At 43.4% G+C, this 23,072-nt stretch carries 22 protein-coding genes, 1 tRNA gene and 1 pseudogene; 15 read left to right on the top strand and 9 right to left on the bottom strand.

Annotated elements, in window-relative coordinates:
- Positions 1–71 precede the first annotated feature (71 nt).
- The 15 genes and pseudogenes from NXV01_RS04785 to NXV01_RS04855 all read left to right on the top strand — a co-directional run bounded on the left by NXV01_RS04785 (position 72) and on the right by NXV01_RS04855 (position 13,171).
- Positions 72–1,739, top strand: coding sequence for a tetratricopeptide repeat protein (locus NXV01_RS04785; protein ID WP_259021827.1), 1,668 nt, complete (start codon positions 72–74; stop codon positions 1,737–1,739).
- A 126-nt stretch (positions 1,740–1,865) separates the two neighbouring features.
- The gene (locus tag NXV01_RS04790; protein WP_259021828.1) at positions 1,866–2,237 is read left to right on the top strand and encodes a DUF3244 domain-containing protein; all 372 of its coding nucleotides are present in this window, start codon (positions 1,866–1,868) and stop codon (positions 2,235–2,237) included.
- Positions 2,238–2,735: 498 nt separating this feature from the next.
- Positions 2,736–3,323, top strand: coding sequence for a TIGR00730 family Rossman fold protein (locus tag NXV01_RS04795; protein WP_074559771.1), 588 nt, complete (start codon positions 2,736–2,738; stop codon positions 3,321–3,323).
- Positions 3,320–4,154: pseudogene (locus NXV01_RS04800) on the top strand (DUF4271 domain-containing protein). Before NXV01_RS04795 ends, NXV01_RS04800 begins: the two are co-directional and overlap by 4 nt.
- A gap of 4 nt (positions 4,155–4,158) precedes the next feature.
- The gene (locus NXV01_RS04805; protein WP_074559743.1) at positions 4,159–4,905 is read left to right on the top strand and encodes a uroporphyrinogen-III synthase; all 747 of its coding nucleotides are present in this window, start codon (positions 4,159–4,161) and stop codon (positions 4,903–4,905) included.
- A 5-nt stretch (positions 4,906–4,910) separates the two neighbouring features.
- Complete coding sequence (rnpA, locus tag NXV01_RS04810) at positions 4,911–5,300, top strand: ribonuclease P protein component (RefSeq protein WP_081352769.1); 390 nt, start codon at positions 4,911–4,913, stop codon at positions 5,298–5,300.
- Positions 5,297–5,572 carry a membrane protein insertion efficiency factor YidD gene (yidD, locus tag NXV01_RS04815; RefSeq protein WP_004298909.1) on the top strand — a complete coding sequence of 92 codons (276 nt, stop codon included), beginning with the start codon at positions 5,297–5,299 and terminating at the stop codon, positions 5,570–5,572. The genes rnpA and yidD overlap by 4 nt, the downstream gene beginning before the upstream one ends.
- 24 nt (positions 5,573–5,596) lie before the next feature.
- A complete protein-coding gene (locus NXV01_RS04820) occupies positions 5,597–6,289 on the top strand; it encodes a TatD family hydrolase (RefSeq protein WP_259021829.1) in 693 nt (230 codons plus the stop codon).
- Between the two features lie 86 nt (positions 6,290–6,375).
- Positions 6,376–7,668, top strand: a complete 1,293-nt coding sequence (tyrS, locus tag NXV01_RS04825; protein WP_148367813.1) for a tyrosine--tRNA ligase — start codon at positions 6,376–6,378, stop codon at positions 7,666–7,668.
- Positions 7,669–7,775: 107 nt separating this feature from the next.
- Positions 7,776–7,846, top strand: a tRNA-Gln gene (locus NXV01_RS04830).
- Positions 7,847–7,987: 141 nt separating this feature from the next.
- Positions 7,988–8,359 (top strand): transposase, encoded by a 372-nt coding sequence (locus tag NXV01_RS04835; protein ID WP_259021647.1) that lies wholly within the window; start codon positions 7,988–7,990, stop codon positions 8,357–8,359.
- A gap of 40 nt (positions 8,360–8,399) precedes the next feature.
- Entirely contained in the window at positions 8,400–9,335 is a 936-nt protein-coding gene (locus NXV01_RS04840) for a transposase (protein WP_259021648.1), read from the top strand.
- Between the two features lie 759 nt (positions 9,336–10,094).
- Positions 10,095–10,937, top strand: a complete 843-nt coding sequence (kduI, locus tag NXV01_RS04845; RefSeq protein ID WP_074559737.1) for a 5-dehydro-4-deoxy-D-glucuronate isomerase — start codon at positions 10,095–10,097, stop codon at positions 10,935–10,937.
- Between the two features lie 40 nt (positions 10,938–10,977).
- Positions 10,978–11,781, top strand: coding sequence for a gluconate 5-dehydrogenase (locus NXV01_RS04850; protein ID WP_099147396.1), 804 nt, complete (start codon positions 10,978–10,980; stop codon positions 11,779–11,781).
- 148 nt (positions 11,782–11,929) lie between these two features.
- Positions 11,930–13,171 carry a DUF4861 domain-containing protein gene (locus NXV01_RS04855; RefSeq protein ID WP_074559733.1) on the top strand — a complete coding sequence of 414 codons (1,242 nt, stop codon included), beginning with the start codon at positions 11,930–11,932 and terminating at the stop codon, positions 13,169–13,171.
- Positions 13,172–13,389: 218 nt separating this feature from the next.
- On the opposite strand, the gene NXV01_RS04860 is transcribed toward NXV01_RS04855, so the two are convergent.
- The 9 genes from NXV01_RS04860 to NXV01_RS04900 form a co-directional block, all read right to left on the bottom strand.
- Complete coding sequence (locus NXV01_RS04860) at positions 13,390–13,860, bottom strand: lipocalin family protein (protein ID WP_074559731.1); 471 nt, start codon at positions 13,858–13,860, stop codon at positions 13,390–13,392.
- A gap of 48 nt (positions 13,861–13,908) precedes the next feature.
- Complete coding sequence (locus tag NXV01_RS04865; RefSeq protein ID WP_409012948.1) at positions 13,909–14,628, bottom strand: hypothetical protein; 720 nt, start codon at positions 14,626–14,628, stop codon at positions 13,909–13,911.
- Positions 14,629–14,733: 105 nt separating this feature from the next.
- Positions 14,734–15,369: an outer membrane beta-barrel protein gene (locus NXV01_RS04870; RefSeq protein ID WP_195649656.1), complete on the bottom strand. Its 636-nt coding sequence runs from the start codon at positions 15,367–15,369 to the stop codon at positions 14,734–14,736.
- Positions 15,370–15,389: 20 nt separating this feature from the next.
- Positions 15,390–15,881: a hypothetical protein gene (locus NXV01_RS04875; RefSeq protein ID WP_032842839.1), complete on the bottom strand. Its 492-nt coding sequence runs from the start codon at positions 15,879–15,881 to the stop codon at positions 15,390–15,392.
- 99 nt (positions 15,882–15,980) lie between these two features.
- Positions 15,981–16,211, bottom strand: a complete 231-nt coding sequence (locus NXV01_RS04880) for a hypothetical protein (protein ID WP_148367870.1) — start codon at positions 16,209–16,211, stop codon at positions 15,981–15,983.
- A gap of 687 nt (positions 16,212–16,898) precedes the next feature.
- On the bottom strand, positions 16,899–17,513 hold the full coding sequence (locus NXV01_RS04885) for a polysaccharide deacetylase family protein (protein ID WP_148367818.1): 615 nt from the start codon (positions 17,511–17,513) through the stop codon (positions 16,899–16,901).
- Between the two features lie 126 nt (positions 17,514–17,639).
- The gene (locus NXV01_RS04890; protein WP_259021831.1) at positions 17,640–21,053 is read right to left on the bottom strand and encodes a DUF2723 domain-containing protein; all 3,414 of its coding nucleotides are present in this window, start codon (positions 21,051–21,053) and stop codon (positions 17,640–17,642) included.
- A 199-nt stretch (positions 21,054–21,252) separates the two neighbouring features.
- Positions 21,253–22,074, bottom strand: coding sequence for a metal ABC transporter ATP-binding protein (locus NXV01_RS04895; protein WP_195649658.1), 822 nt, complete (start codon positions 22,072–22,074; stop codon positions 21,253–21,255).
- 37 nt (positions 22,075–22,111) lie between these two features.
- On the bottom strand, positions 22,112–23,041 hold the full coding sequence (locus NXV01_RS04900; RefSeq protein WP_074559799.1) for a metal ABC transporter solute-binding protein, Zn/Mn family: 930 nt from the start codon (positions 23,039–23,041) through the stop codon (positions 22,112–22,114).
- Positions 23,042–23,072 lie beyond the last annotated feature (31 nt).

Genomic DNA, 23,072 nt, shown 5'->3' on the forward strand with positions numbered 1-23,072 from the left:
AATGTCTTTTGGATATTAATCTTCTTTTGCCGGAATTTGTTACTTTTGCCCCGTAAATAAACGACTGCCTAATGAAAACAAGATGTTGTTGTTCTAAACGCTATTTATTGGTGTTTTTTAGTTTACTTGTCAGCGTAGGTAGCATTCTGATGTCTGTCTTTCTATCTTCCTGCTCTTCTTCGGTGAAGAGTCCATTGCTACTATCTGCTGACTCATTGATGGAAATATATCCTGATAGTGCATTATCTATTTTGGAATCAATTTCCTCCCCACTGAAATTGCCACGTGCCGACAGAGCACTTTATGCGCTATTGCTTACGCAAGCAAGGCATAAAAATTATATTGCTTTAGAGGATGATTCGCTGATAAAAACGGCTGTTGAATACTATGGTGATAAGAAGAAAAGTGTACGTGCTGCAAAAGCTCATTATTATTGGGGAGCTACCTATCGAGAGAAAGGATATACTTCTTTTGCTGTAGAAGAATATTTGGCTGCAATTCGACTGATGCCTGTTCGAGATGAATTTTTAGCAATGATATATGATAATCTTGCAGAGTGCTATGCAAAAGATGGTTTGAATAGTGTGGCTATGGAGGCTTATCGTGCAGCTTATCAGATATTAAAAGGCGAAAGTGCACAGGTATACCCATTGAGAGGGATCGCAGGTGTATTTTTCTCACAAGGTGAAAAAGATAGTGCATTATGTTATTATCAACAAGCCCTTGATTGTGCATTGACAATGCAGAATTCTAGTATGATAGGTGCAATTTATCATGACTTTGCTATGGTTTATAATGAAGAAAAAGATTATATCCGAGCAGATCAATATATATCAAAAGCTATTCTTGTAATGGGGCAGGATGAAGCGACTAATGCTTATTTGTTAAAAGCTGAAATTATGCTTAATTTAAATAAGCTTGATTCTGCGAGTTATTTTTTTAATAAAGATATGGATTATCTCGATATTAATGGAAGGGCTGTGTGTTATGATGGAATGTATCAAGTGGCAAAGAGAAAAGGTCAATGGGAAGCTGCGATGAAAAATATGGATGCATATAAGGTTCTTTATGATTCTATTCAAGTTATGGCTGACAATGAGGAACTTAACCGGCTCATGGATAAACATCAATTGGAGGAACATAAAAGGTTGTTGTCTGAGCGTACAAAAACATTGGTTTTTAGTTTAGTTACTACATTTTTTTCTTTGATGATTATATGTATCTTTTGGTTTATGTGGAATGATAGGCAAAGGAAGAAGTATTATATTGATTTACAACACGAATTAACTCAAAAACGAGTAGATACAATGTTGTTGAAAGAGGAGGAGGTTTCTGAATCGAATAAGGAACATATAAATAAGAAAAGGTCAGATCTGACGGAACAACAGATTCAATTGTGTATATCTGTACTTAAGACTACTAATTGTTACGATCAATTGGAAGCATTAGAGGGAGCGACTCCTAAACAGTTATTGGCAATGCGTAGCTTGAGGAAGGAAATACGTTCTGATATTTCTAACGCTTTTGTTGATGTGATGATGAATCTTAAGGAGCGCTGCCCCGCTTTAACTGGCGATGATATATTTTTTTGTGTTCTTTCACTGCTTTGTTGTTCAAAGACTGTTGTGATGGAGTTGATGGATGCTACATCAGATGCTCTTAAAACACGTAAAAATCGTATAAAGAACAAAATGGATACGCAAATTTTCGAACGGGTGTTTGGCGTTGATAATCAGTGAAATATGACAGATATTTCTTGGCTGTTTTGTTTTTAAGCAACTGTGTGTTACCATTGTTACCACATAAAAATCGTTTCTTTTGCTTCATCTGTGTATTTTTGAAGCGAAATTTTAAACTCAATTATTATGAAAGCTAAATTTTTTCCTCTTTTGTTATTGATTGTTTTGCTTCAAATGAGTATGTTTTCTTATGCGCATGAGATGATATCTGCACGGCAGATTAAATTGAGAACTAAGACTGAGGTACAACACCGGTCTATTCCTATCTCTCCTGCTGCTTGTATTGAAAACTCATTGTTGTCTATTGACCTTCTTTCTACTGTTCCTACTGTAACCGTTACCATCAAAGATGCAGAAACAGGAGAAGTAGTTTATACATCTACTGATATAAATGTAGATAAGGTTTATATTGATCTTGCAGGTGAGGAAAAAGGTAAATATACTTTGGAGATACAACTTCCGAAGGAAGCCTTTATCGGAGATTTTGAATTAGATTAAATCTTTGGATATATATTATTTGCAACTAACATAAGATGATATACCTAAATCATTAACTGTTGAAGCCCCGCTGTTGAAATATATGGCGCATTGCTGAAATGACGATTTAGATGACCGAAAGGGGAAAGAATCGGTTCACTTTTATTCGTGGGCTTAATAAGCCTTGTGAAAGGCCCATAAAGGTATATTGAAACGTAAAATTAAAATCACTTTTAATTGTCTGCTGGATTACTACTGGTAGGGTATTTGAACGATTTTATAGTTCAGATAATAAAGTTTATTCAGCAACAATGTGATACACCTGTTAGTAGATGAGAAATCTGTGATAGATGTATTCTCTGTGAGAAAAGCTCTTGGACTTCTATAAATAAGAAGTCCAAGATTTTTTTATGAAGATATAAATGTGGAGATAACAATGATCTCTGATTAAGTTGAATATGAATAACGGAATTTTTTCGTAATTTTGCCTCCTTGATATAATAAAGGATAGTGATGAAGATGAATCAGATAAATTCCGTATGCGTATATAGCGCTTCCAGTACCAAGATAGATGCTGTTTACTTTCAAGCAGCCGAGACTCTCGGCCGTCTGCTTGCCGAACACCGTATCCGTTTGATAAACGGAGCCGGGAGTATTGGTCTGATGTGTTCTGTGGCAGATGCTGTGTTGAAAAATGGCGGTGAAGTGACCGGAGTGATTCCCCGCTTCATGGTGGAACAAAACTGGCATCATACTGGACTGACAGAGCTGATCGAGGTAGAATCCATGCACGAACGCAAACAGAAGATGGCCAATTTGAGTGATGGTATCATCGCTTTGCCGGGTGGATGCGGTACCCTTGAAGAATTGCTGGAAATTATCACTTGGAAACAGTTGGGGTTGTATCTCAATCCGATTATAATCCTCAATACAAACGGATTCTTCGATCCATTGCTCGAAATGCTTGAAAAGGCAATCGATGAGAACTTTATGCGACGCCAACACGGTGATATATGGAAAGTGGCACAGACGCCGGAAGAAGCGGTTCAGCTCCTTTATGAGACTCCTGTATGGGATATTTCCATTCGTAAATTTGCAGCGATATGATAGGCGACACACTAAGTTCCCAGAACGCGGATACCTTGTCTCTTCTCCAGCAGAAACAGATTAGTCCGGCAAAGGCAGACAGTGATAGCCTGCAGTTGGCCGATCTTCATGCTGTACAAGAGGTTGACTCCGGCTTTGAAGGAACCCCTATCTCCTACTCTCCCCGTACGGACGATGCTATTGCACTGACATTACTGGCTTGCTTCTTTCTTTCCTCCATTGCCTTGGCACGCGGAAAGAAATTTCTCTCCCAACAGGTGAAAGACTTTGTGTTGCATCGCGAACGGACGAGCATTTTTGATAGCTCTACGGCGGCCGATGTGCGTTATCTCCTTGTGCTTGTATTGCAGACCTGTGTCTTGTCGGGCATCACATTTTTTAATTATTTTCATGATACATCTCCCGCTCTGATGGACCATGTATCCTCCCTCCTTTTGCTGGGTATTTACGTTGGTTTTTGCCTCGCTTATTTCTTACTGAAATGGTTGCTTTATATGTTTTTGGGGTGGACTTTTTTTTGATAAAAATAAGACAAATATATGGCTGGAATCGTATTCTGCGCTCATATATTATGTCGGATTTGCCCTTTTTCCGTTCGTCCTTTTCCTGGTTTATTTTGATTTGAGTCTAACGAATTTGGTTATAATCGGGTCTATTATTTTAATTTTCACTAAAATATTGATGTTTTATAAGTGGATAAAGCTTTTTTTTCATCAATTTAGCGGGCTTTTCCTATTAATTTTGTACTTTTGCGCTCTTGAAATAGTACCTTGTCTTTTACTGTATCAGGGTATGATTCAAATGAACAATATTTTGCTAATAAAATTTTAGGACGTTGAAAATTAAAAAAGTACTAGTGTCGCAGCCTAAGCCTGCGTCAGAGAAATCTCCCTATTACGACATAGCTGAGAAGTATGGCGTTAAAATAGATTTCCGACCCTTCATTAAGGTTGAAAGTCTTTCGGCGAAAGAATTTCGGCAACAGAAAATTTCGATTCTCGACCACACTGCCGTAATATTCACTTCGCGCCATGCTATTGACCATTTTTTCACTTTGTGTACAGAGTTGCGTGTGACAATTCCCGAGACAATGAAGTATTTCTGTGTGACGGAAGCTGTTGCATTGTATATTCAGAAATATGTGCAATATCGTAAGCGTAAGATCTTCTTTGGGGCTACCGGAAAGATTGAAGACCTGATTCCTTCCATCGTGAAGCATAAAACGGAGAAGTATCTCGTTCCGATGTCAGACGTACATAATGACGATGTGAAAAACCTGCTCGACAAGAACGGCATTCAGCATACGGAAGCTGTGATGTATCGCACGGTGAGCAACGACTTTACACCGGACGAGGAGTTTGATTACGATATGTTAGTGTTCTTCAGCCCTGCCGGAGTGACTTCTTTGAAGAAAAACTTCCCGGATTTTAATCAGAAAGAGATTAAGATCGGAACGTTCGGATCTACTACCGCACAGGCTGTACGTGACGCAGGTCTCCGTCTGGATCTTGAGGCTCCTACGGTGCAGGCTCCGTCAATGACTGCCGCACTTGACATGTTTATCAAGGAAAACAATAAATAAACAGAGTGGGTATATATACTTTGTGTAAAGCCGAAAGGCTGAATAGTAAAATTTTGATCGGAAAGATGTTTGAAGGCGGTGCTTCTAAATCGTTTTCCATCTTTCCGATACGCGTTGTATATATGCCTGTCGAGCAGGGAGAGGCTCCTGCTTCTATATTAATCAGTGTATCGAAACGTCGTTTTAAACGGGCGGTGAAACGTAACCGGGTGAAACGCCAGATACGTGAAGCCTACCGGAAGAACAAGTCTCTTCTGGTGGACGAACTGCAACGCCGGGAGCAACGGTTGGCCGTTGCCTTTATCTATCTGTCGGACGAGCTTGTTGCTACTGCCGAGCTGGAAGAGAAAATGAAAATAGCGCTTGCGCGCATCTCTGAAAAACTATTCTCATGAAACCTCATAACTCCCGGATATCTACCGCATGGGTATTCGTTACGGGAATTTTGAGAAAGGTATTTTCCTTCTTCCTGCTTGTTCCCATCTATTTTTACCGGATTTGTATTTCACCCCTTACTCCTCCCTCTTGTCGGTTCACGCCTACTTGCTCAGCGTATGCGCTCGAAGCAATTAAGAAACACGGTCCTATAAAGGGGCTTTATCTTGCTGTGCGGCGTATTCTGCGATGCCATCCCTGGGGTGGTTCCGGTTATGATCCCGTGCCTTGAAACAACTGAAATGAGAAATAGGAAATGAAAAAGAATGTGACTGATATTTTAGATATCCATACTCATAAACAGGAAGTTGATTCTCTAGGGAAATCTATCATCAATTATCCGTTATTGGCGGACTCTCCATCGTATATGCCTCTGGCAGAGAATGTGGAAGTGACTGTGGGTAGAGGATCTTATTATTCTGTCGGTATTCATCCTTGGGAGGTGAGAGAGAGTAATGTCAGTCAGCAATTGAGCTTTCTTCAACAGCAGTTGCAGGGAAAACAGTTTGTAGCTGTAGGAGAGGCGGGGCTGGATAAATTGGCGGAAGCTTCGATGGAGCTTCAGTTAGCGGTGTTTAAGGAACAGGTAAAGTTGTCGGAAAAGCTCGGTTTGCCGTTGATTATCCACTGCGTGAAAGCAATGGAAGAACTGCTGGCCGTGAAAAAAGAATCTCGTCCCCAACAACCTTGGATATGGCATGGCTTTCGTGGAAAACCGGAGCAGGCAGTACAGTTGTTGAAGAAAGGGTTTTATCTTTCTTTTGGAGAATATTATCCCGATGAAACGATGCAGATAGTCCCCGATGAACGCCTGTTTTTGGAAACGGATGACAGTTTGCTTGATATTGAAGATATCCTGTGTCGGGCAGCCAGGGTGCGTGGGGTAGAAGTGGAAGCGTTGCATGAGGTGATTCGCCGGAATATCCAAAATGTCTTTTTTAAGGCGTAAGAGTTGTATCTTCCGAGAAAGAGTCGTACTTTTGTCGCACATGGAATTGAAATACAATAAAAACCAAATAATTAAAGAGTAATACGATGAATTTTGTAGAAGAATTGAGATGGCGTGGCATGTTGCAGGACATCATGCCGGGAACAGAAGAGTTGTTAAGCAAAGAGCAGGTGACTGCCTACTTGGGTATCGACCCGACTGCCGATTCGCTACACATTGGTCACCTTTGTGGAGTGATGATCCTTCGTCATTTCCAACGCTGCGGTCATAAGCCGTTGGCACTGATCGGCGGCGCTACAGGTATGATTGGTGACCCTTCCGGTAAATCGGCAGAACGTAACCTGCTGGACGAAGAGACATTGCGTCACAATCAGGCGTGTATCAAGAATCAACTTGCCAAATTCCTCGACTTCGAGTCGGATGTACCTAACCGTGCCGAGCTGGTGAACAATTACGACTGGATGAAAGACTTCACTTTCCTTGATTTTGTTCGCGAAGTAGGAAAGCACATCACTGTAAACTATATGATGGCGAAAGACTCTGTGAAACGTCGTCTGAATGGTGAAGCGCGTGATGGATTGTCATTTACCGAGTTCACTTATCAGTTGCTTCAAGGATATGACTTTCTTCATTTGTATGAAACGAAAGGCTGTAAGCTCCAGATGGGTGGTTCCGACCAGTGGGGAAACATTACTACCGGTGCCGAATTGATCCGCCGTACCAATGGGGGAGAGGTGTTCGCGTTGACTTGCCCGCTGATTACAAAGGCTGATGGTGGTAAGTTTGGTAAAACAGAATCCGGAAATATCTGGCTGGACCCTCGCTATACTTCACCTTACAAGTTCTATCAGTTCTGGTTGAATGTAAGCGACTCCGATGCCGAACGTTATATTAAAATCTTCACTTCTATCGAGAAAGAAGAAATTGAAGCATTGATTGCCGAACATCAGGAAGCTCCGCATTTGCGTCTCCTCCAGAAACGTCTGGCTAAGGAAGTGACTGTGATGGTTCATTCTGAAGATGACTATAACGCAGCAGTAGACGCATCGAACATTTTGTTCGGTAATGCGACTTCGGAAGCTTTGCGCAAACTGGATGAAGATACGTTGCTTGCTGTATTCGAAGGAGTGCCTCAATTTGAGATTTCCCGTGATGCATTGGCAGAAGGAGTAAAGGCTGTTGATCTATTCGTTGATAATGCGGCCGTATTTGCGTCGAAAGGTGAAATGCGTAAGTTGGTTCAGGGCGGTGGCGTTTCGTTGAATAAGGAGAAGCTGGCGACCTTTGATCAGGTAATTACGACTGCTGACCTGCTCGATGAGAAATATCTGCTTGTTCAGCGCGGCAAAAAGAACTATTATCTGCTGATTGCAAAGTAATAATGCACGATTCACTCGATAGAATATAAAAAAGTGAACGAAATATTTGGAGGTTTGCTTGCAAACCTCTATCTTTGCACCGCTTTTTAACAGAAAGCACATAAGTTTGGACTATGGTGTAATGGTAGCACAACAGGTTTTGGTTCTGTTTGTCCAAGTTCGAATCTTGGTAGTCCAACGAAGAAAAGCCCTGAAAGAGAATATCTTTCGGGGCTTTTTCTTTTTTTTTGTGGATGCGAAGTCACTTCTTGAGTCATTAGAACGTTCAGGATCAGTTGTAATTCTTGGGGGATTTGGTTAAAATGCTTATTTTTGCATTATGAAAACGAACTCTAAAACTCCACTTCTTCCGGCTGATATTTTAAGCCTATTTCTGCCTTCCGGTATCCTTGAGTACTTCACCGTTGTTGATAGCCTTTCTCAAGAGACCTGCTTTATTCTCTTTTTAGAAGAAACCCCGGTTATTCCTTCTGAACTGTCCCATTTATCCCTTCATTCGAAAGGCTTTTTTCCTGAGATAGAAGTTCAGGATTTTCCTATTCGCGGCAAAGCCGTTTACTTGCGTATCAAACGTCGTCGTTGGGAAGATCCTTCAACCGGTCAGACTTATAGTCGTGACTGGAATTTAGTAGCCACCGGTACTCGCATCACAGCTGAGTTCGGTGCTTTTTTAAAAGAATTACTTAGATAATCATGCCGTTAGCTGTCAAAGTCTGGCCGAGCATTACTGCATGGACGGCAAACAGCTTCAAAATCAATATAAGGACCATTTGAGTGATTATCAGAGTTGGAATCAAAAAGAGCATGCCCAAGACCATATTCTTTACCCTAAAAATATAGGTTATAATCTATGTATCGATGAGACGGCGCTAAGTAAAGGTGAACTTTATACCATCTTACTCAACAGGGATAAACGAGGCCGTAAAGGTTCAATCATTGCCGTAGTCCAAGGAACAAAGGCCGAAGATATTATAGCTATCTTAATGAAGATTCCTAAAGAACAACGTAATCAGGTCAAAGAAATCACATTGGATATGGCAGGAAGTATGCAGAAGATTGCTAAAACTTGTTTTCCACGCGCCATGCAGGTTATCGATAGATTTCATGTCCAGAAACTCGTATACGAAGCCGTACAGGAGTTGCGTATTACTTATCGGTGGCAGGTAATGAAAGATGAGAACAAGGCAATAAAAGCTGCAAAGGAACAAGGAGTAGCTTATGAACCGGAGACTTTTAAAAATGGAGACACGCTTAGGCAGTTACTAGCAAGAAGTAGATATTTACTATTTAAAGCACCTGATAAATGGACTAAAAGCCAGAAGATTAGAGCTGAAATATTATTCAAACAATTTGATGATATCAAGCAGGTGTATTATTATTCTTTACACTTGGGAAAGATATTTTCCACAAACTATGATAAAGATGTAGCAAGAGCTAAATTAGCTTTATGGTATAGTAAAATAGAAGAGTATGGCTATGAAACGTTTGCAACCGTAGCAAACTCTATTGAGAATCATTATGAAAGGATATTAAACTTCTTTGTCAACAGAAGTACCAATGCGGCAGCTGAAGCTTTTAATGCGAAAATAAAAGCTTTCAGAGCCTCCTTCAGAGGAGTCGCAGATATGAGATTCTTCCTCTTTAGATTAGCTAAAGTATATGCATAGCAGAAATTAAGAATGGGTAATCCCCCAAGATTTCCAACTGAGCCAACGTTCACATACGGAACAACAACACGATGATTTCTATATTTTGGTTGCCGAAGTCGAGTAAAATGCCTTGAAGAAGTATCTCTTTATTAGGATGTAAGAAATTTATTATAGCTTATTTGTACGTAATATTGACTGTTTCGATGTTTGCCTTACTCATATTTGAATAGACTTCTATATTGTTAGCGATAATATATTTACAGTTCTATAATAAATCCGAATACCGTTTTTAATAAATAGTGGGGGAGTTTATTAAGAACGGTATCTGGGTTTATTAAAAACTATTTTCAGGAAATTATTGGAATGTTTGGGATTTATATATACAAAATGGGAGAAGATCAGTGCTGATTTTCTCCCATTCGGTTCTTCCATATATGGAAATATATGTTTTGATAATGTGTTATTATGTCTTGATTTTTATATAACTCATATTGCTTTTTCTTTTTCTGTTCCTCAAAGATACAAAATAAAAAGAGGAAAGTCAATAGCTGATCTTATTTTAATGGAAGCTTCTAGCTGCATTAAGTAGAAATCTCTCCCAAAACGTATTATAGTTCGTTAAAAAAGTGTACATTGCACAGATTCTGGACATTTTTGGTGGATAATTGGAACAAAATTGCAAGGTAAACCCGTTTTCTTTTGCTATTTTTGCATCGTGTACGTAAACGAAGTGCACGTAGAAAGAGAACTTATTCAATAACTATAAATAAATAAGGTATGAAAACGAACTATGAAATTCGCTATGCTGCGCATCCGGAAGATGCAAAAAGTTATGATACAACAAGAATCCGCAGAGATTTCTTAATCGAAAACATATTTGTCCCCAATGAAGTAAATATGGTATATTCCATGTACGACCGTATGGTGGTAGGTGGTGCGCTTCCGGTAGGAGAGGTGCTGACGCTCGAAGCGATTGATCCGCTGAAAGCTCCGTTCTTCCTCACCCGTCGCGAAATGGGTATCTACAATGTCGGCGGTCCCGGTATTGTGAAAGCTGGTGACGCAGAGTTCGAACTGGACTATAAAGAAGCTCTTTATCTGGGTTCGGGCGATCGCGAAGTGACTTTCGAAAGCAAAGACGCTGCCCATCCTGCTAAATTCTACTTCAACTCACTGACTGCACACCGCAACTATCCCGACCGTAAGGTGACGAAAGCCGATGCCGTGGTAGCTGAAATGGGCTCTTTGGAAGGTTCCAATCACCGCAACATCAATAAGATGTTGGTGAATCAGGTGTTGCCTACCTGCCAGTTGCAGATGGGTATGACGGAACTAGCTCCGGGAAGTGTGTGGAACACGATGCCGGCACACGTACACAGCCGTCGTATGGAAGCCTACTTCTATTTCGAGATCCCCGAAGATCATGCTATCTGCCACTTTATGGGTGAGGTAGGCGAGACGCGTCATGTATGGATGAAAGGCGATCAGGCCGTTCTTTCGCCCGAATGGTCAATCCACTCGGCTGCTGCTACCCACAACTATACCTTTATCTGGGGAATGGGTGGCGAGAACCTCGACTACGGCGATCAGGACTTCTCGTTGATTACAGATTTGAAATAACAACTACAATAATTTTCCTAATTTAATAACAAAAAGAATTATGAATCAGTTTTTGAATTTTTCTTTGGAAGGTAAAGTAGCTCTCGTTACAGGTGCTTCTTATGGTATCGGATTTGCTATTGCTTCTGCATTTGCAGAACAAGGCGCTAAAATTTGTTTTAACGACATCAATCAAGAGTTGGTAGACAAAGGGATGGCTGCTTATGCTGAAAAAGGTATCAAAGCTCACGGTTACGTATGCGACGTGACAGACGAACCGGCTGTTCAGGCGATGGTTGCTACGATTGCGAAAGAAGTAGGTACAATTGATATCCTTGTAAATAATGCAGGTATTATCCGTCGTGTTCCTATGCACGAGATGGATGCTGCTGATTTCCGTCGTGTAATCGACATCGACTTGAATGCTCCGTTCATCGTTGCTAAGGCTGTTTTGCCGGCTATGATGGAAAAACGTGCAGGTAAGATCATCAACATCTGTTCTATGATGTCCGAACTGGGTCGTGAAACTGTATCTGCTTACGCTGCTGCTAAAGGTGGTTTGAAGATGCTGACTCGCAATATCTGTTCTGAATATGGTGAATACAACATCCAGTGTAATGGTATCGGCCCGGGTTACATCGCTACTCCGCAAACTGCTCCTCTTCGTGAGCCGCAGGCAGACGGAAGCCGTCACCCATTCGATTCATTCATCTGCGCTAAGACTCCTGCCGGTCGTTGGTTGAATCCGGAAGAACTGACAGGTCCTGCCGTGTTCCTTGCTTCTGAAGCTTCTAACGCTGTTAACGGTCACATTCTCTACGTAGATGGTGGTATTCTTGCTTATATCGGAAAACAACCGAAATAATATAAGATAGAAGAGATTCCGGTAAGGTGATAGAATGGCAAAGAGCATCCTCTTTTCATCTGTCACCTTATTTTTTATTATTCCCTTTGCAGGATATAATAGCCTCTAATTTACAAAGTATATGTTATTTATTCAATGTAGACTAATTATGAGAAAGATATTAATTCTGTTTGCTGTGGCCTTGATCGGTTTTGCTTCCTGTGCCGACAGCAAGCAGTCAATGACAGTCACAGTGACCAATCCTTTGGCTCTTGAACGGGCAGGGGAGATGGTTGAAGTGCCGATGAGCGATGTGGTCGCTAAATTGAAACTGGCGGATACGGCACAGATTGTGGTGCTTGACGTCGACGGTCAGCAAGTGCCTTATCAGGTGACGTATGATGAGAAGGTGGTCTTCCCCGTTACGGTAGGGGCAAACAGTGCGGTTACTTATACCATTCAACCGGGCACACCTGCACCTTTTGATGTCATTGCTTGCGGTAAATACTACCCCGAACGTCTGGACGACGTTGCCTGGGAGAATGATCTTGGCGGATTCCGTGCTTATGGTCCTGCTTTGCAGGCTCGTGGAGAACGTGGTTTCGGCTACGATCTTTTTACGAAGTATAACACTACGGAGCCGATTTTGGAGTCTCTGTATGCTGAAGAGCTCAATCCTGAAAAGCGTGCCAAGATAGCCGAACTGAAAAAGACAGACCCGAAAGCCGCTTCCGAACTGCAGAATGCCATCTCTTACCATATCGACCATGGATACGGTATGGATTGCTATGCCGTAGGACCCACATTGGGTGCCGGCGTTGCCGCTTTGATGGCAGGTGACACTATTATCTATCCTTACTGCTATCGCACACAGGAAATCCTTGATAATGGTCCGCTGCGTTTCACGGTGAAGCTGGAGTTTAATCCGCTGGTGGTCCGTGGAGATTCTAACGTGGTGGAAACACGCGTCATCTCCTTGGATGCAGGTTCTTATCTCAATAAAACAGTTGTTTCATATACCAATTTGAAAGAAGCAATGCCGGTAACTACGGGACTTGTGTTGCGTGAACCGGACGGTGCGGTGGTGGCAGATGCTGCAAATGGCTATATCACTTACGTAGATCCTACAACTGACCGTAGCGGTGCAAACGGTAAGATATTTGTCGGTGCTGCGTTCCCTGCACAGGTAAAAGAGGCGAAAGTGGTTCTTCTTTCCGAAAAGGAAAAGAAAGATCGTGGCGGAGCCGACGGTCATGTGCTGGCTATCAGCGAATATGAGCCGGGTGCTGAATATACTTATTACTGGGGATCTGCCTGGGATAAGGCGGCTATCAAGACTCCGGATGCCTGGAATAAATACATGGCTGAATATGCGCAGAAATTGCGTACTCCGCTGGCGGTGGCATATTAATGCGCTAAATTGCTTATACGATCACAAAAAGAGGATTGTCGGGGTATGTCGAAATACCTTCTTTAATTTCTTTTTAGTCACGGAGTGAGTGATTTGTTATTGAATATCATGCGTCTTTTTCAATAGATTAGGCAAAAGTTTCTTTGATAAAAAGAAACTTTTGCCTAATCTTGTCTTTCTAAAGAAGAAAGAAATTTTTGTGTTACAATGTTTTTGAGCTATCTCTTAAAAGCGTGTTGTTCGTAATATTCGTATGTCGTTCCGTCTTCTTTCTCTTTTTCACGAAGTTCATAGATTAATTCATTATCAGTCATTGTGGTCACTGTCCACACTTCTGTGTAATTATCTTCTTCAGTGTCGATGAGAGTCAGCTTATTGCCGGAGTAACTCCATGTACCATGATAATAATTAGTACTTCCGGAAGAGTTATAAACGTCTTTCTCGACATAAGTACCATCTTCCTTGAACTCTATGGAGTAACGATTGGTTCCATTTACAAAATCTTCTTTAGAGTCACTTACTTTTTCACCATCTTCCCATTCTTGTGAAAGATAGTACACTCCATTCCATGTTCCTAACAGTAAATCGCGTGAACCGACAGTGTCATCGTCGTCATCGCCACAGGAATAAATGCTGAATGACAGTAATACTGCAACTATGCAAACAGTTGCTTTCCAGATTGTTTTCATAATAAATTGTTTTAATTGTTTGATTTTGAGATGATTTGTTTTATGGGTTTATTTGATAATCGTTTCCACATGTCCATTCTTGAAGAACAGGTAGAACGAGCTGGAATACATCCATTGCACTTCTCCATTTGATTCTTGAATAGTCTGCGGTTTGCCGAAAGCCAGCAGACATTCATCTTCCGTCATGCCTTTCACCGGCTTGTTGATGCTGATTTCATTCCAGTGAGTGATTGGTGAAAGTTGCTTCATTACGATGAAGTCGAACATTTTATTTAATACTTGCGATTCCACCTGTACGAAGTCATCCATGATTTCTTTGTGAGATGCTTTCTTGTCCGGTTGCAACTTCTCCATGGGAGTGATTTTCTTCATTATCACTGCTGATGATTCTATCCGTATATTGGAAAGATAGTAGACCAACTTGCCGTCTTTTACTTGAAACAGGGCTTTGCAATAGTAAGTATTCTTCTGATTTGAATCTGCTTGCGAGGCAAGTATCAGATCGCAACTGAAGTTTTTAGCCGGTACGTTTACCTCTGTGATCCCTTCCCGTAGCTGCGGACAGACATTTTTGACGGTCCATAACAGTGCATTAGCGTAGATGTTCTCGTCTTGCATGCTGCTGAAAGGGGTAAATCCGCTGACCACATATTTATTGCCGTCTGCACTGATGGGATAGCTCTTTTTCTGTTCGGTGAAAGTCTGTGCTATCAGCGGGATAACTCCCGTCAGCAGATACATGATTGCCAGAAATTGTCGTTTGGTCATCATATTCCGTTATTTTTAAGAAAACAGCATCCACGGCCCTTTTTGCGAAGAGAAAAGATCGTGGACGCTGAATAAATAATATGGTTTATTGAGGTTTGGTTGTCCTTAGAAGGCAATACCCAGACGAATCATAAAGTTACTGGTCTTGAATCCGTCGGCATCGCTGAATGTATCTATGAATCCGCGTTGATAGGTGAGATCCAGGTTGAAACGGTTGTACCAGACTCCTACACCGATATTCATACCGGCATCGAAATGATTGTAGTCAACTTCCATGTAATCTGCGTAATCTCCCCAACTGATGCTCTCCCCGTCTGTTTTCATTTTACTTGTGTAATCGTAGCTGGCAAAGACTCCTACATGTGGGTCGATATGAACATTGTCCGCCACTGCAAATTTCCATCCGAATGTGAACGGAGAGTATTGTATATTATGAGCCATGCACTTCGTGTCTTCCACTTTGAAACCACGGGAGCCGAGTCCAAATTCCATTCCCCAGTATCCTCCTGTGCTGCCTAAAGGCTTCTGGTAGCCAAATGTTGCGTTATATCCGATGTTTGAGTCAGCTCCTTCGGCTCCGTCACCGGAGAAGTTCATGATATTCAAACCTGCACGCAAGAACCATTGTGTGCTGCTGGCTTGCTTCTCTGTTTTGACGATTGCGCTTCTGGATGATACGATTTGCGCTTGAGTTCCTACGCACAATAAGAGTGCGGCAACCATTGATAGTACTTTTTTCATTGTTATTTATGTTTTAGTGATTAATTCTTATTCTTAACGACAGGTGCTATCTGGCTTCTTCCATCCGTGGGTGATAGCTTCTGCAGACGTATCCATTCATAATCGTCCTGGGTGGCAGGATGCCAGTTGACGAAGATGCCGGGATAACCTACTACTGTAACCGTGTATCCCCCTGTTTTTTCATTATCTTCCACTTTGAAAGTGGCTCCCATGATGACATCGCAGTTGTATTTGATGGTGGACAGATACGTCCCCCATGCACGGATGTTGTCAAGTTCTCCTTTCATGGCGATCTCCACTTCCTCTTTGCTTAGTGTCCATTCATCCTTGATCCGTCCCTTATCTTCCAGTATTTTCACCTCGACAACTGTGGGTTTGACACAAACTTCAGTAACTGCATCGCCTGCACGTGCCTGTGCATCACGAAACTTGAAGACCGTCTTTTGCGCATGGGCTCCGACGGCACAACCGACAACCAGAGCAATAATCAGAAATAGTTTTTTCGTTTTCATGTCCTTTTGTGATTAGATGTTAATATGTCTGCAAAGGTATGCGAAAGGAGTATACCACTGGGAGAAAGCATAGTTCCAAGAAAGAAACGGAATTGTATCCTATTTGGATACACTCGGGAAGTTTCCGGTGTTGATGCTGTCGGAAAAATCGCGGAAGAAATCGTGTCCGAGGATGCAGGAGATGCGCCAGAGCAGGTGGATGTCGATATTCTCTTTCCGGAATATCTTGTAAACATTGGGGCGTGTGCAGCATAGTTGGGTAGCGAACCAGGTGACGGTGCGTCCCTGTTCGTGAAGCGTGCGTTCAATAAGTTGTCCCGCATGAATCATGTGCCTATTCTGCTTATGTGTGTCCCCCCCCAGACTCCCGTTGGGCGGACAAATTCATCTAATGTTGACAGGAATATATAGAAAAGGCGTGGGAATCTCATCTTCGTCCGTTCCGTGTTCAAGGCCTTCGCAATGCCAACTACCGGGAACGAACAACGTAGAAAGCCCACGCCGATATGTACAACACCCGTAACCTCCCTTTGTTTGTCAAAGTGAGGCACGGATGTATATAAATACACATCAGGAGGACGTCTTAGTTGCTGTCCGTCATTCCGATAGGTCAAAGTTTGCGAAGTTTTGAACACAAATGACAAACGCTTGTAAACGTCTTCTCAATATAAACATCTCTCTCCCGTCACCCGAAGGCTTTCTGCGGAAGAGAACGTTGCAAATGTATAAAAAAATACGGTTGGAAAGGGTAATGTGAATCAGAAACTTTTTGAATGCAGGTTGTTTTGCCCTCTTTTTGCCCTTTACCGGGCGAAATGCGGTTGCGCTGACATCTTATAAGAAAGAGGAGGAATCTTTCAATTTTGGGCACGAAACGGGCTTTAAACTACAAAAGCCGGGGTATAATACCTCGGCTTATATTTTTTCTTCTTGTCAGGGAGCTTTTTTTATTCATCAGAAACCTTCCTTTCTTATCAGGAAGCTCTGTTCTTTTCGAAGTTTCTGTTTTCTCAAAGATTATAACACCTTGAATTCATAGCCTTCCTCTTTCAGGAATTCGATAGCGCGTGGAAGTGCGTATTGCAGGTTGCCGTTGTTCCATGACTTCAGCGAATCGTGGAAAGTGATGATGGAACCGTTTCGCGCATAGCGTTTCACGTTGTTCAGCACTTGTTCCGGACTCATCCGTTTACTGTAATCACGGGTCACGAGATCCCACATAATAATGCGGTAATGATAGCGCAACGTATAATACTGCCTGAATCCCATATGTCCGTGTGGCGGACGGAAGAGATCGGAATGAATCATATCATCTACCTTTCTGGCATTTGCCAGGTAATCCGGATTGGAATATTCAAATCCACGGATGTGGTTGAAAGTATGGTTGCCGATGCGGTGTCCGTGCTCTACCACCATCCGGTATTCATCCGGGTGTTTGCGTATATTGTCGCCTACCATGAAAAAGGTAGCTTTAATATGATGCTTTTCCAGTATTTCCAGTACCCAGGGAGTCACTTCGGGGATGGGGCCGTCATCGAAAGTCAGATAGACTGCCCGTTCATTCGGGTCCATCCGGAAGATAGCTTGTGGATACAACGCCCGGAAAAGCCAAGGTGGTTGTTCTATAAACATGAAAATCTGCGTTAAACAAGTATTAAGTAATAAGTATTAAGTAATAAGTATTAGGTATTATACCGTGCGGAAGACATGTCGGAAGCTGCAAATAATACTTAATACTTATTACTTAATACTTGATATTTATTTCCCTTTCATTCTCGTTACGTATTCGTTGTATAGTTGATCGAGTTGCGTTGAGTAATGTTTTGCGAGTTCTTCTGATTTGTATTTTTCCATTAAGCGGACTTCGGCGTCAAGCAAGCTGGCGTTGTACACGAAGTTTTCGCTGGCGATGGCAAGCTGGTTATCGTTCAGGCTAAGATACCAGATCATGTATTCGAGCGACTTGTTGGCAAGTTCGTCGATGATCTTGTTGGCTTTCTCGTTCTGTCCCAGTTGATAATAAGACTCTGCCATTTGGAAGGCGCCGTTTGCCCAGTCATACGGTACGTTGTATGCCGGAATCATCTTTTCAGCGTAATCGAGCGCGGCGAGTGCTTTGTCCTTTTTGCCTTCTTTGATGAGCTGACCTACAAGTTGCGTGAAGATACGGCGGTGCGTGTAGCACATGCGCATCACGTTCTCGTCAATGTAGATACCCGGTTTGTCGATACCGCCGAACTTGAACTTGTTCATTAGGTTGTCGTACATCTTTTCACTGTCGATCTTGCTGTCCAGCTTGTCCGTATCGAACGGAGTGAAGCGGTAGGCGAGACCCTCCTGTGTGAAGTGGTTGCCCATGCCCAGATGGTTTTCGCTTCCTACGGTGATTGCCATATAGATAGGTCGTTCCCAGTTGGCATTGGCAAGCATCTCGAGCATCATCAGTTCACTCTTGTAGAGGGCGCGTTTCGGGTTGCCGTTGGCGTCTCTAAGGGTGATTGTCATGTATTCGGGGATAGAGTCGCCCAGAGCTTCCGGAATCTTCATGCCGGAGCGGCGTACGGCTTCCTTATCTATCTTCATGACGATGCTGTCCGTAGGGATGAGCGGGAGCTGTATTTCTTTTCCTGTCTTTTTGAGAAGTTCTTTCAATTGGTCGTTCTTGCCAAGCATCCAGCGGTTGATGATTTCCTTCAGTTCATAAGGATTCTCACCGAAGATGGAGTGAACGAGTGACAATATGGTAGTGTCTCCCTGTGCAGCCAGTTCGTTTGCCTGTTTGAAATAGCTGTCGATGAGAGCCTTCATTTCCGGACGGATAGAGATATATTCGTTTTGTCCTTCCACGTATTCCACACGGTCCCAAGTGATAGGGAGTGACGGAGAATCGTAGGCCGGACGTTTCATCTGGTCGATATACCAGTCGGTTTGCAGGTAACTTAAGTTACAGGTACGGGCATCCGTGCGGAAACCTTCCGTTTCCTGATTGTACCACAATGGGAAGGTGTCGTTATCACCATTGGTGTAGATAATCGGGTTGCCTTCTTCCTGCAAAGTCATCAGGTAGTTCTGTCCGAAGTCGCGGGCAACGAAGCGTCCGCTGCGGTCGTGGTCATCCCATGTCTGTCCCGCCATCTGGATGGGGACGAACAAACAGAGAACAGAAGCCAGAACGGCTGCCGGAAGTTCCTGCATCTTGGCATAATCCCGCAACATACGGATGATGCCTGCCACTCCCATACCTACCCAGATAGCAAAGGCGTAGAACGAACCGGCATACGCATAGTCTCGTTCACGGGGTTGCGCAGGAGTTTGGTTGAGGTAGAGTACGATAGCGATACCTGTCATAAAGAACAGGAAGAATACCACCCAGAATTGCTGGATGCCTCGCTGGCTATGGTAAGCCTGCCAGAAGAGTCCGATCAAACCGAGAATCAGCGGCAGACAGTAGAATACATTATGACCTTTATTGTTTTTGAGATCTTGCGGAAGCAATTCTTGGTTACCTACCAGCAGGTTGTCGATAAACGGAATACCGGTGATCCAGTTGCCGTGCTCGATTTCTCCGCTACCCTGTATGTCATTCTGCCGTCCGGCAAAGTTCCACATGAAGTAACGCCAGTACATGAAGTTCAACTGGTAGGAGAAGAAGAATTTGATATTTTCCCATTGGGTAGGCATGTTTACCATCACCATTTCTCCACACTGGTCATAAGGAACGTCATATCCCTTGATGTCCACCCATTGTTTGTAGAGCGGTGCGTGTGACGAACTGTACATACGCGGGAAAAGCATATTCTGTGCATATTCGTATTCCACACGTCCGGGAAGTTCGATATAAGAGTCTTTTTCGTCGGGCGAAGTCTTTTCCTTGCGGACAAACTTGCTTCCTGCTTCCGACTGGCGCGGGATGCAATATCCGTCTTTTACATCGAGTGCCACTTTCGAAGAGAAGGCAGGACCGTAGAAAAGCGGGCGGGTTCCGTATTGTTCACGACCGAGATATTCGCCCAGTGTGAATATATCTTCCGGTGAGTTCTGGTCCATCGGAGTGTTGGCAGTAGAACGGATAACGATCAGTGCATAAGAAGAATATCCGATTACGATCATCATGGTGCACAGCAAAGCCGTGTTCATGGTGCGGGCGGTGATACGCCATCTCTCTTTGATCTTGGCCTGTACACTCGGAGCGAGGTAAAGTCCCAGTGCGGCGATCACCAAAATACCGATGATGATACTGCTGGCTCCGTGTCCGTAGAACGGGATACCCAGTAGAGCAATCGTCAGGATAAAGGAGATAGCCATGCGTGTTTTGCTCTTTTCGGTATAGCTTTCGTATACGCCCCAGATTAGAGCGGCTGCAAGCAGGATGATGTAAACCACTACACCTGAATTGAACGACATTCCGAGTCCGTTGACAAACAACAGCTCAAACCAGCCGCCTACTTTCACAATACCCGGTACGATGCCGTATAGCACAGCAGCAACGAGCACCATTGAACCGCAGAGAGCGATTAACGAACCTTTGGCAGTAGCGTTTGGAGTTTTCTTGTAGTAGTATACCAATACGATGGCGGGCAGACAAAGCAGGTTCAGCAGGTGGACACCGATACTTAATCCCGTCAGATAGGCGATGAGGATAATCCAGCGGTCGCTATGAGGCTGGTCGGCCACGTCTTCCCATTTCAGAATCAACCAGAAAACGATAGCGGTAAACAGGGAGGAGAAGGCATATACTTCACCTTCTACAGCGGAGAACCAGAATGTGTCACTGAACGTATAGACCAGTGCACCCACCAGTCCGCTACCCATAATCGTGATAAGCTGTCCTTTGGTGATATTGTTTTCGTCAGTGATAATCAATTTGCGTACCAGATGGGTGATGCTCCAGAAAAGGAACAGGATACAGGCACCGCTCATCAGGGCGCTCATGTAGTTCACCATTTTAGCAACGGTAGTCACGTCGGAAGCAAATTGAGTAAACAGGTTCGCCATCAGCATGAAGAAAGGTGCGCCGGGCGGGTGTCCGACTTCCAGTTTATAGCCGGTGGTTATGAACTCCGGGCAATCCCAGAAACTTGCGGTTGGTTCTATTGTCAGGCAGTAGACGGTTGCCGCAATGATGAATGTAAGCCAACCCATAAGGTTGTTTACGGTTCTGTACTGTTTCATTAGCACTATCGTAGTTTATTCGTTAAAAACAAATTATGAGGTCGCAAAGATAGTGATTTGTAAGGATAATGAGGAAGAAAGTAAGAAATATTAAGTAACAAAGGGGTGATTTACTATCTCTTTCACTCTTCCGGGAGGCAGCAGAGAGGGAAGATACATTTTAAAACAAGATAGCCGGATATCTATATAAAGTCTATGTTTAATGATGGTGATGATGCTCTCCTAAAACCCGGTGAGGCAATGTACCGTGTCCCAATAGCTCGATAGGGCAGTTGAAGTTCCTTTCCAGCCATTCGGTAGTGACGCCTGTATCCGGATGGTAATCCAGCGTTTCGTTGACACAAGCGATGGATTTCACCTGCTGCAACACAGTGCCGATATCATGGCTGACAAGGATGATGGCACACTCTTTATTGATCTCAGCCAATAACTCATAAAGACGCGCTTCGAAACGCTTGTCGATATACGTGCTGGGCTCATCGAGAATCAATACCGCAGGGTCGGAGATGATGGCGCGTCCCAACAGGGCACGTTGCAGTTGTCCGCCGCTTAATTGTCCGATAGAACGGTGTTCGAGGCCTTCGAGCCCCATGCGGGAAATAATCTGTCTGCCTTTCTCCTTCTGTTCGGGAGTGAATCGGGAAGTGAGTGACTTTTGTATGCTCAATCCGGATAGAATTACTTCTTCCACGGAAATAGGAAACTTCCGGTCTATGGTGCTGTATTGAGGCAGATAACCGAGGAGGGGAGAGGATTTTGCGGAAGAACTTTGCCGGGAACTTTTGGCAGATGGTTTTGCAGAAGTCTCTTCAGGGGTCTCTTCAGGTGTATGGAATATAATTTCCCCTCCCGTTGGCTTCAACAGACCGAGGATGCACTTTATAAGCGTTGTCTTGCCGCCTCCGTTCGGACCTATAATACCTAGAAAATCCCGTTCGTAGATGCTTAGATTAACATCGTGAAGAACAGTGCGGCCGTCATATCCGGCAGAAAGATTCTTTATTTCGATTATTGGTTTCATCGTTGGAAATGGCTTGATGGGTTCTTTCTTTATACGTTTATTTTGTTGCAGCCTGTGGCGCAAGGGCTTTGGCTACATTCAGCATTTCTTCTTCCCAGTCGTAACTTAGCGGATTGATAGGGATCACTTTCGTTCCGGTTTGCTGCGCGATGGTTTCCGCATTGCGTTTGTCAAATTCCGGTTGCACAAAGATAACGCGTACATCTTCTGCCTGACACAGGTCTATCAAGGCTTTCAGATGGGCGGGGGAAGGCTCTTTGCCTCCTTCTTCGATGGAAATCTGATGCAATCCGTAGTCGCGGGCGAAGTAGGAGAGGGCCGGATGATAAATCATGAAGGCTTTGGCTGCTTCGGGAACGGAGAGTTGACGGCGAATCAGGCTGTCGGTGTGCTGGATGCGCTGGCAGAGCGAATCGTAACGGTTTCTGTAGTATACTTCATTTGCCTTATCCAGTTGGCTAAGGGCTTTGTAGGTGTTTCCTGCAATGATTAAAGCATTACCGGTGGAATTCCATACGTGCGGCTCTACGGCGTGGATATGTCCGTCGTGGCTGTTATGTCCGTGGGTGTGGTCGTGATCATCATTGTTGAGTATGAGGTCGATCCCTTTGGAGGTGTCGAACACTTGGATATGGGGGGTATTGTTCATTAAACGATCCATCCAGGTCTGTTCGAAGCCGATGTATCCGATGCGGAAATAAGCTTTGCTGTCTCCCAGAGAAACAAGTTGTTGGGGGACAGGATCATAAGTTTCCGGGCTGGAACCTTTGGGGACCATGCTGACTACTTTAAATTTATCTCCGGCAATAGCTTCCGTGAAATAACGTTGCGGTTCCAGGGTGACGGTAATCACCGGTTTTGCTTCGTCATCGTTGCCTGCTTGGGAAGAGCGTCCTGTGCAGGCTGCCATTAGGAGGCAGGCACTAAGGAGGAAAAGGGTTCTCATATCTTTTAGTTGTTTTTTCATGACTTCTTCTATTTCGGGGTTTCTTTCTTAT

The organism is Bacteroides sp. BFG-606 (assembly GCF_024788145.1).
Lineage (GTDB): Bacteria > Bacteroidota > Bacteroidia > Bacteroidales > Bacteroidaceae > Bacteroides > Bacteroides vicugnae.

Coding starts and splice junctions, on each gene's coding strand:
- NXV01_RS04870 (WP_195649656.1), bottom strand. CDS start 15,369: ATGAAAAAAGTACTATCAATGGTTGCCGCACTCTTATTGTGCGTAGGA.
- NXV01_RS04875 (WP_032842839.1), bottom strand. CDS start 15,881: ATGAAAACGAAAAAACTATTTCTGATTATTGCTCTGGTTGTCGGTTGT.
- NXV01_RS04795 (WP_074559771.1), top strand. CDS start 2,736: ATGAATCAGATAAATTCCGTATGCGTATATAGCGCTTCCAGTACCAAG.
- NXV01_RS04900 (WP_074559799.1), bottom strand. CDS start 23,041: ATGAAAAAACAACTAAAAGATATGAGAACCCTTTTCCTCCTTAGTGCC.
- NXV01_RS04885 (WP_148367818.1), bottom strand. CDS start 17,513: ATGTTTATAGAACAACCACCTTGGCTTTTCCGGGCGTTGTATCCACAA.
- yidD (WP_004298909.1), top strand. CDS start 5,297: ATGAAACCTCATAACTCCCGGATATCTACCGCATGGGTATTCGTTACG.
- NXV01_RS04860 (WP_074559731.1), bottom strand. CDS start 13,860: ATGAAAACAATCTGGAAAGCAACTGTTTGCATAGTTGCAGTATTACTG.
- NXV01_RS04880 (WP_148367870.1), bottom strand. CDS start 16,211: ATGATTCATGCGGGACAACTTATTGAACGCACGCTTCACGAACAGGGA.
- NXV01_RS04840 (WP_259021648.1), top strand. CDS start 8,400: ATGGACGGCAAACAGCTTCAAAATCAATATAAGGACCATTTGAGTGAT.
- NXV01_RS04820 (WP_259021829.1), top strand. CDS start 5,597: ATGAAAAAGAATGTGACTGATATTTTAGATATCCATACTCATAAACAG.
- NXV01_RS04835 (WP_259021647.1), top strand. CDS start 7,988: ATGAAAACGAACTCTAAAACTCCACTTCTTCCGGCTGATATTTTAAGC.
- NXV01_RS04785 (WP_259021827.1), top strand. CDS start 72: ATGAAAACAAGATGTTGTTGTTCTAAACGCTATTTATTGGTGTTTTTT.
- NXV01_RS04890 (WP_259021831.1), bottom strand. CDS start 21,053: ATGAAACAGTACAGAACCGTAAACAACCTTATGGGTTGGCTTACATTC.
- tyrS (WP_148367813.1), top strand. CDS start 6,376: ATGAATTTTGTAGAAGAATTGAGATGGCGTGGCATGTTGCAGGACATC.
- kduI (WP_074559737.1), top strand. CDS start 10,095: ATGAAAACGAACTATGAAATTCGCTATGCTGCGCATCCGGAAGATGCA.
- NXV01_RS04895 (WP_195649658.1), bottom strand. CDS start 22,074: ATGAAACCAATAATCGAAATAAAGAATCTTTCTGCCGGATATGACGGC.
- NXV01_RS04865 (WP_409012948.1), bottom strand. CDS start 14,628: ATGACCAAACGACAATTTCTGGCAATCATGTATCTGCTGACGGGAGTT.
- NXV01_RS04850 (WP_099147396.1), top strand. CDS start 10,978: ATGAATCAGTTTTTGAATTTTTCTTTGGAAGGTAAAGTAGCTCTCGTT.
- NXV01_RS04790 (WP_259021828.1), top strand. CDS start 1,866: ATGAAAGCTAAATTTTTTCCTCTTTTGTTATTGATTGTTTTGCTTCAA.
- NXV01_RS04855 (WP_074559733.1), top strand. CDS start 11,930: ATGAGAAAGATATTAATTCTGTTTGCTGTGGCCTTGATCGGTTTTGCT.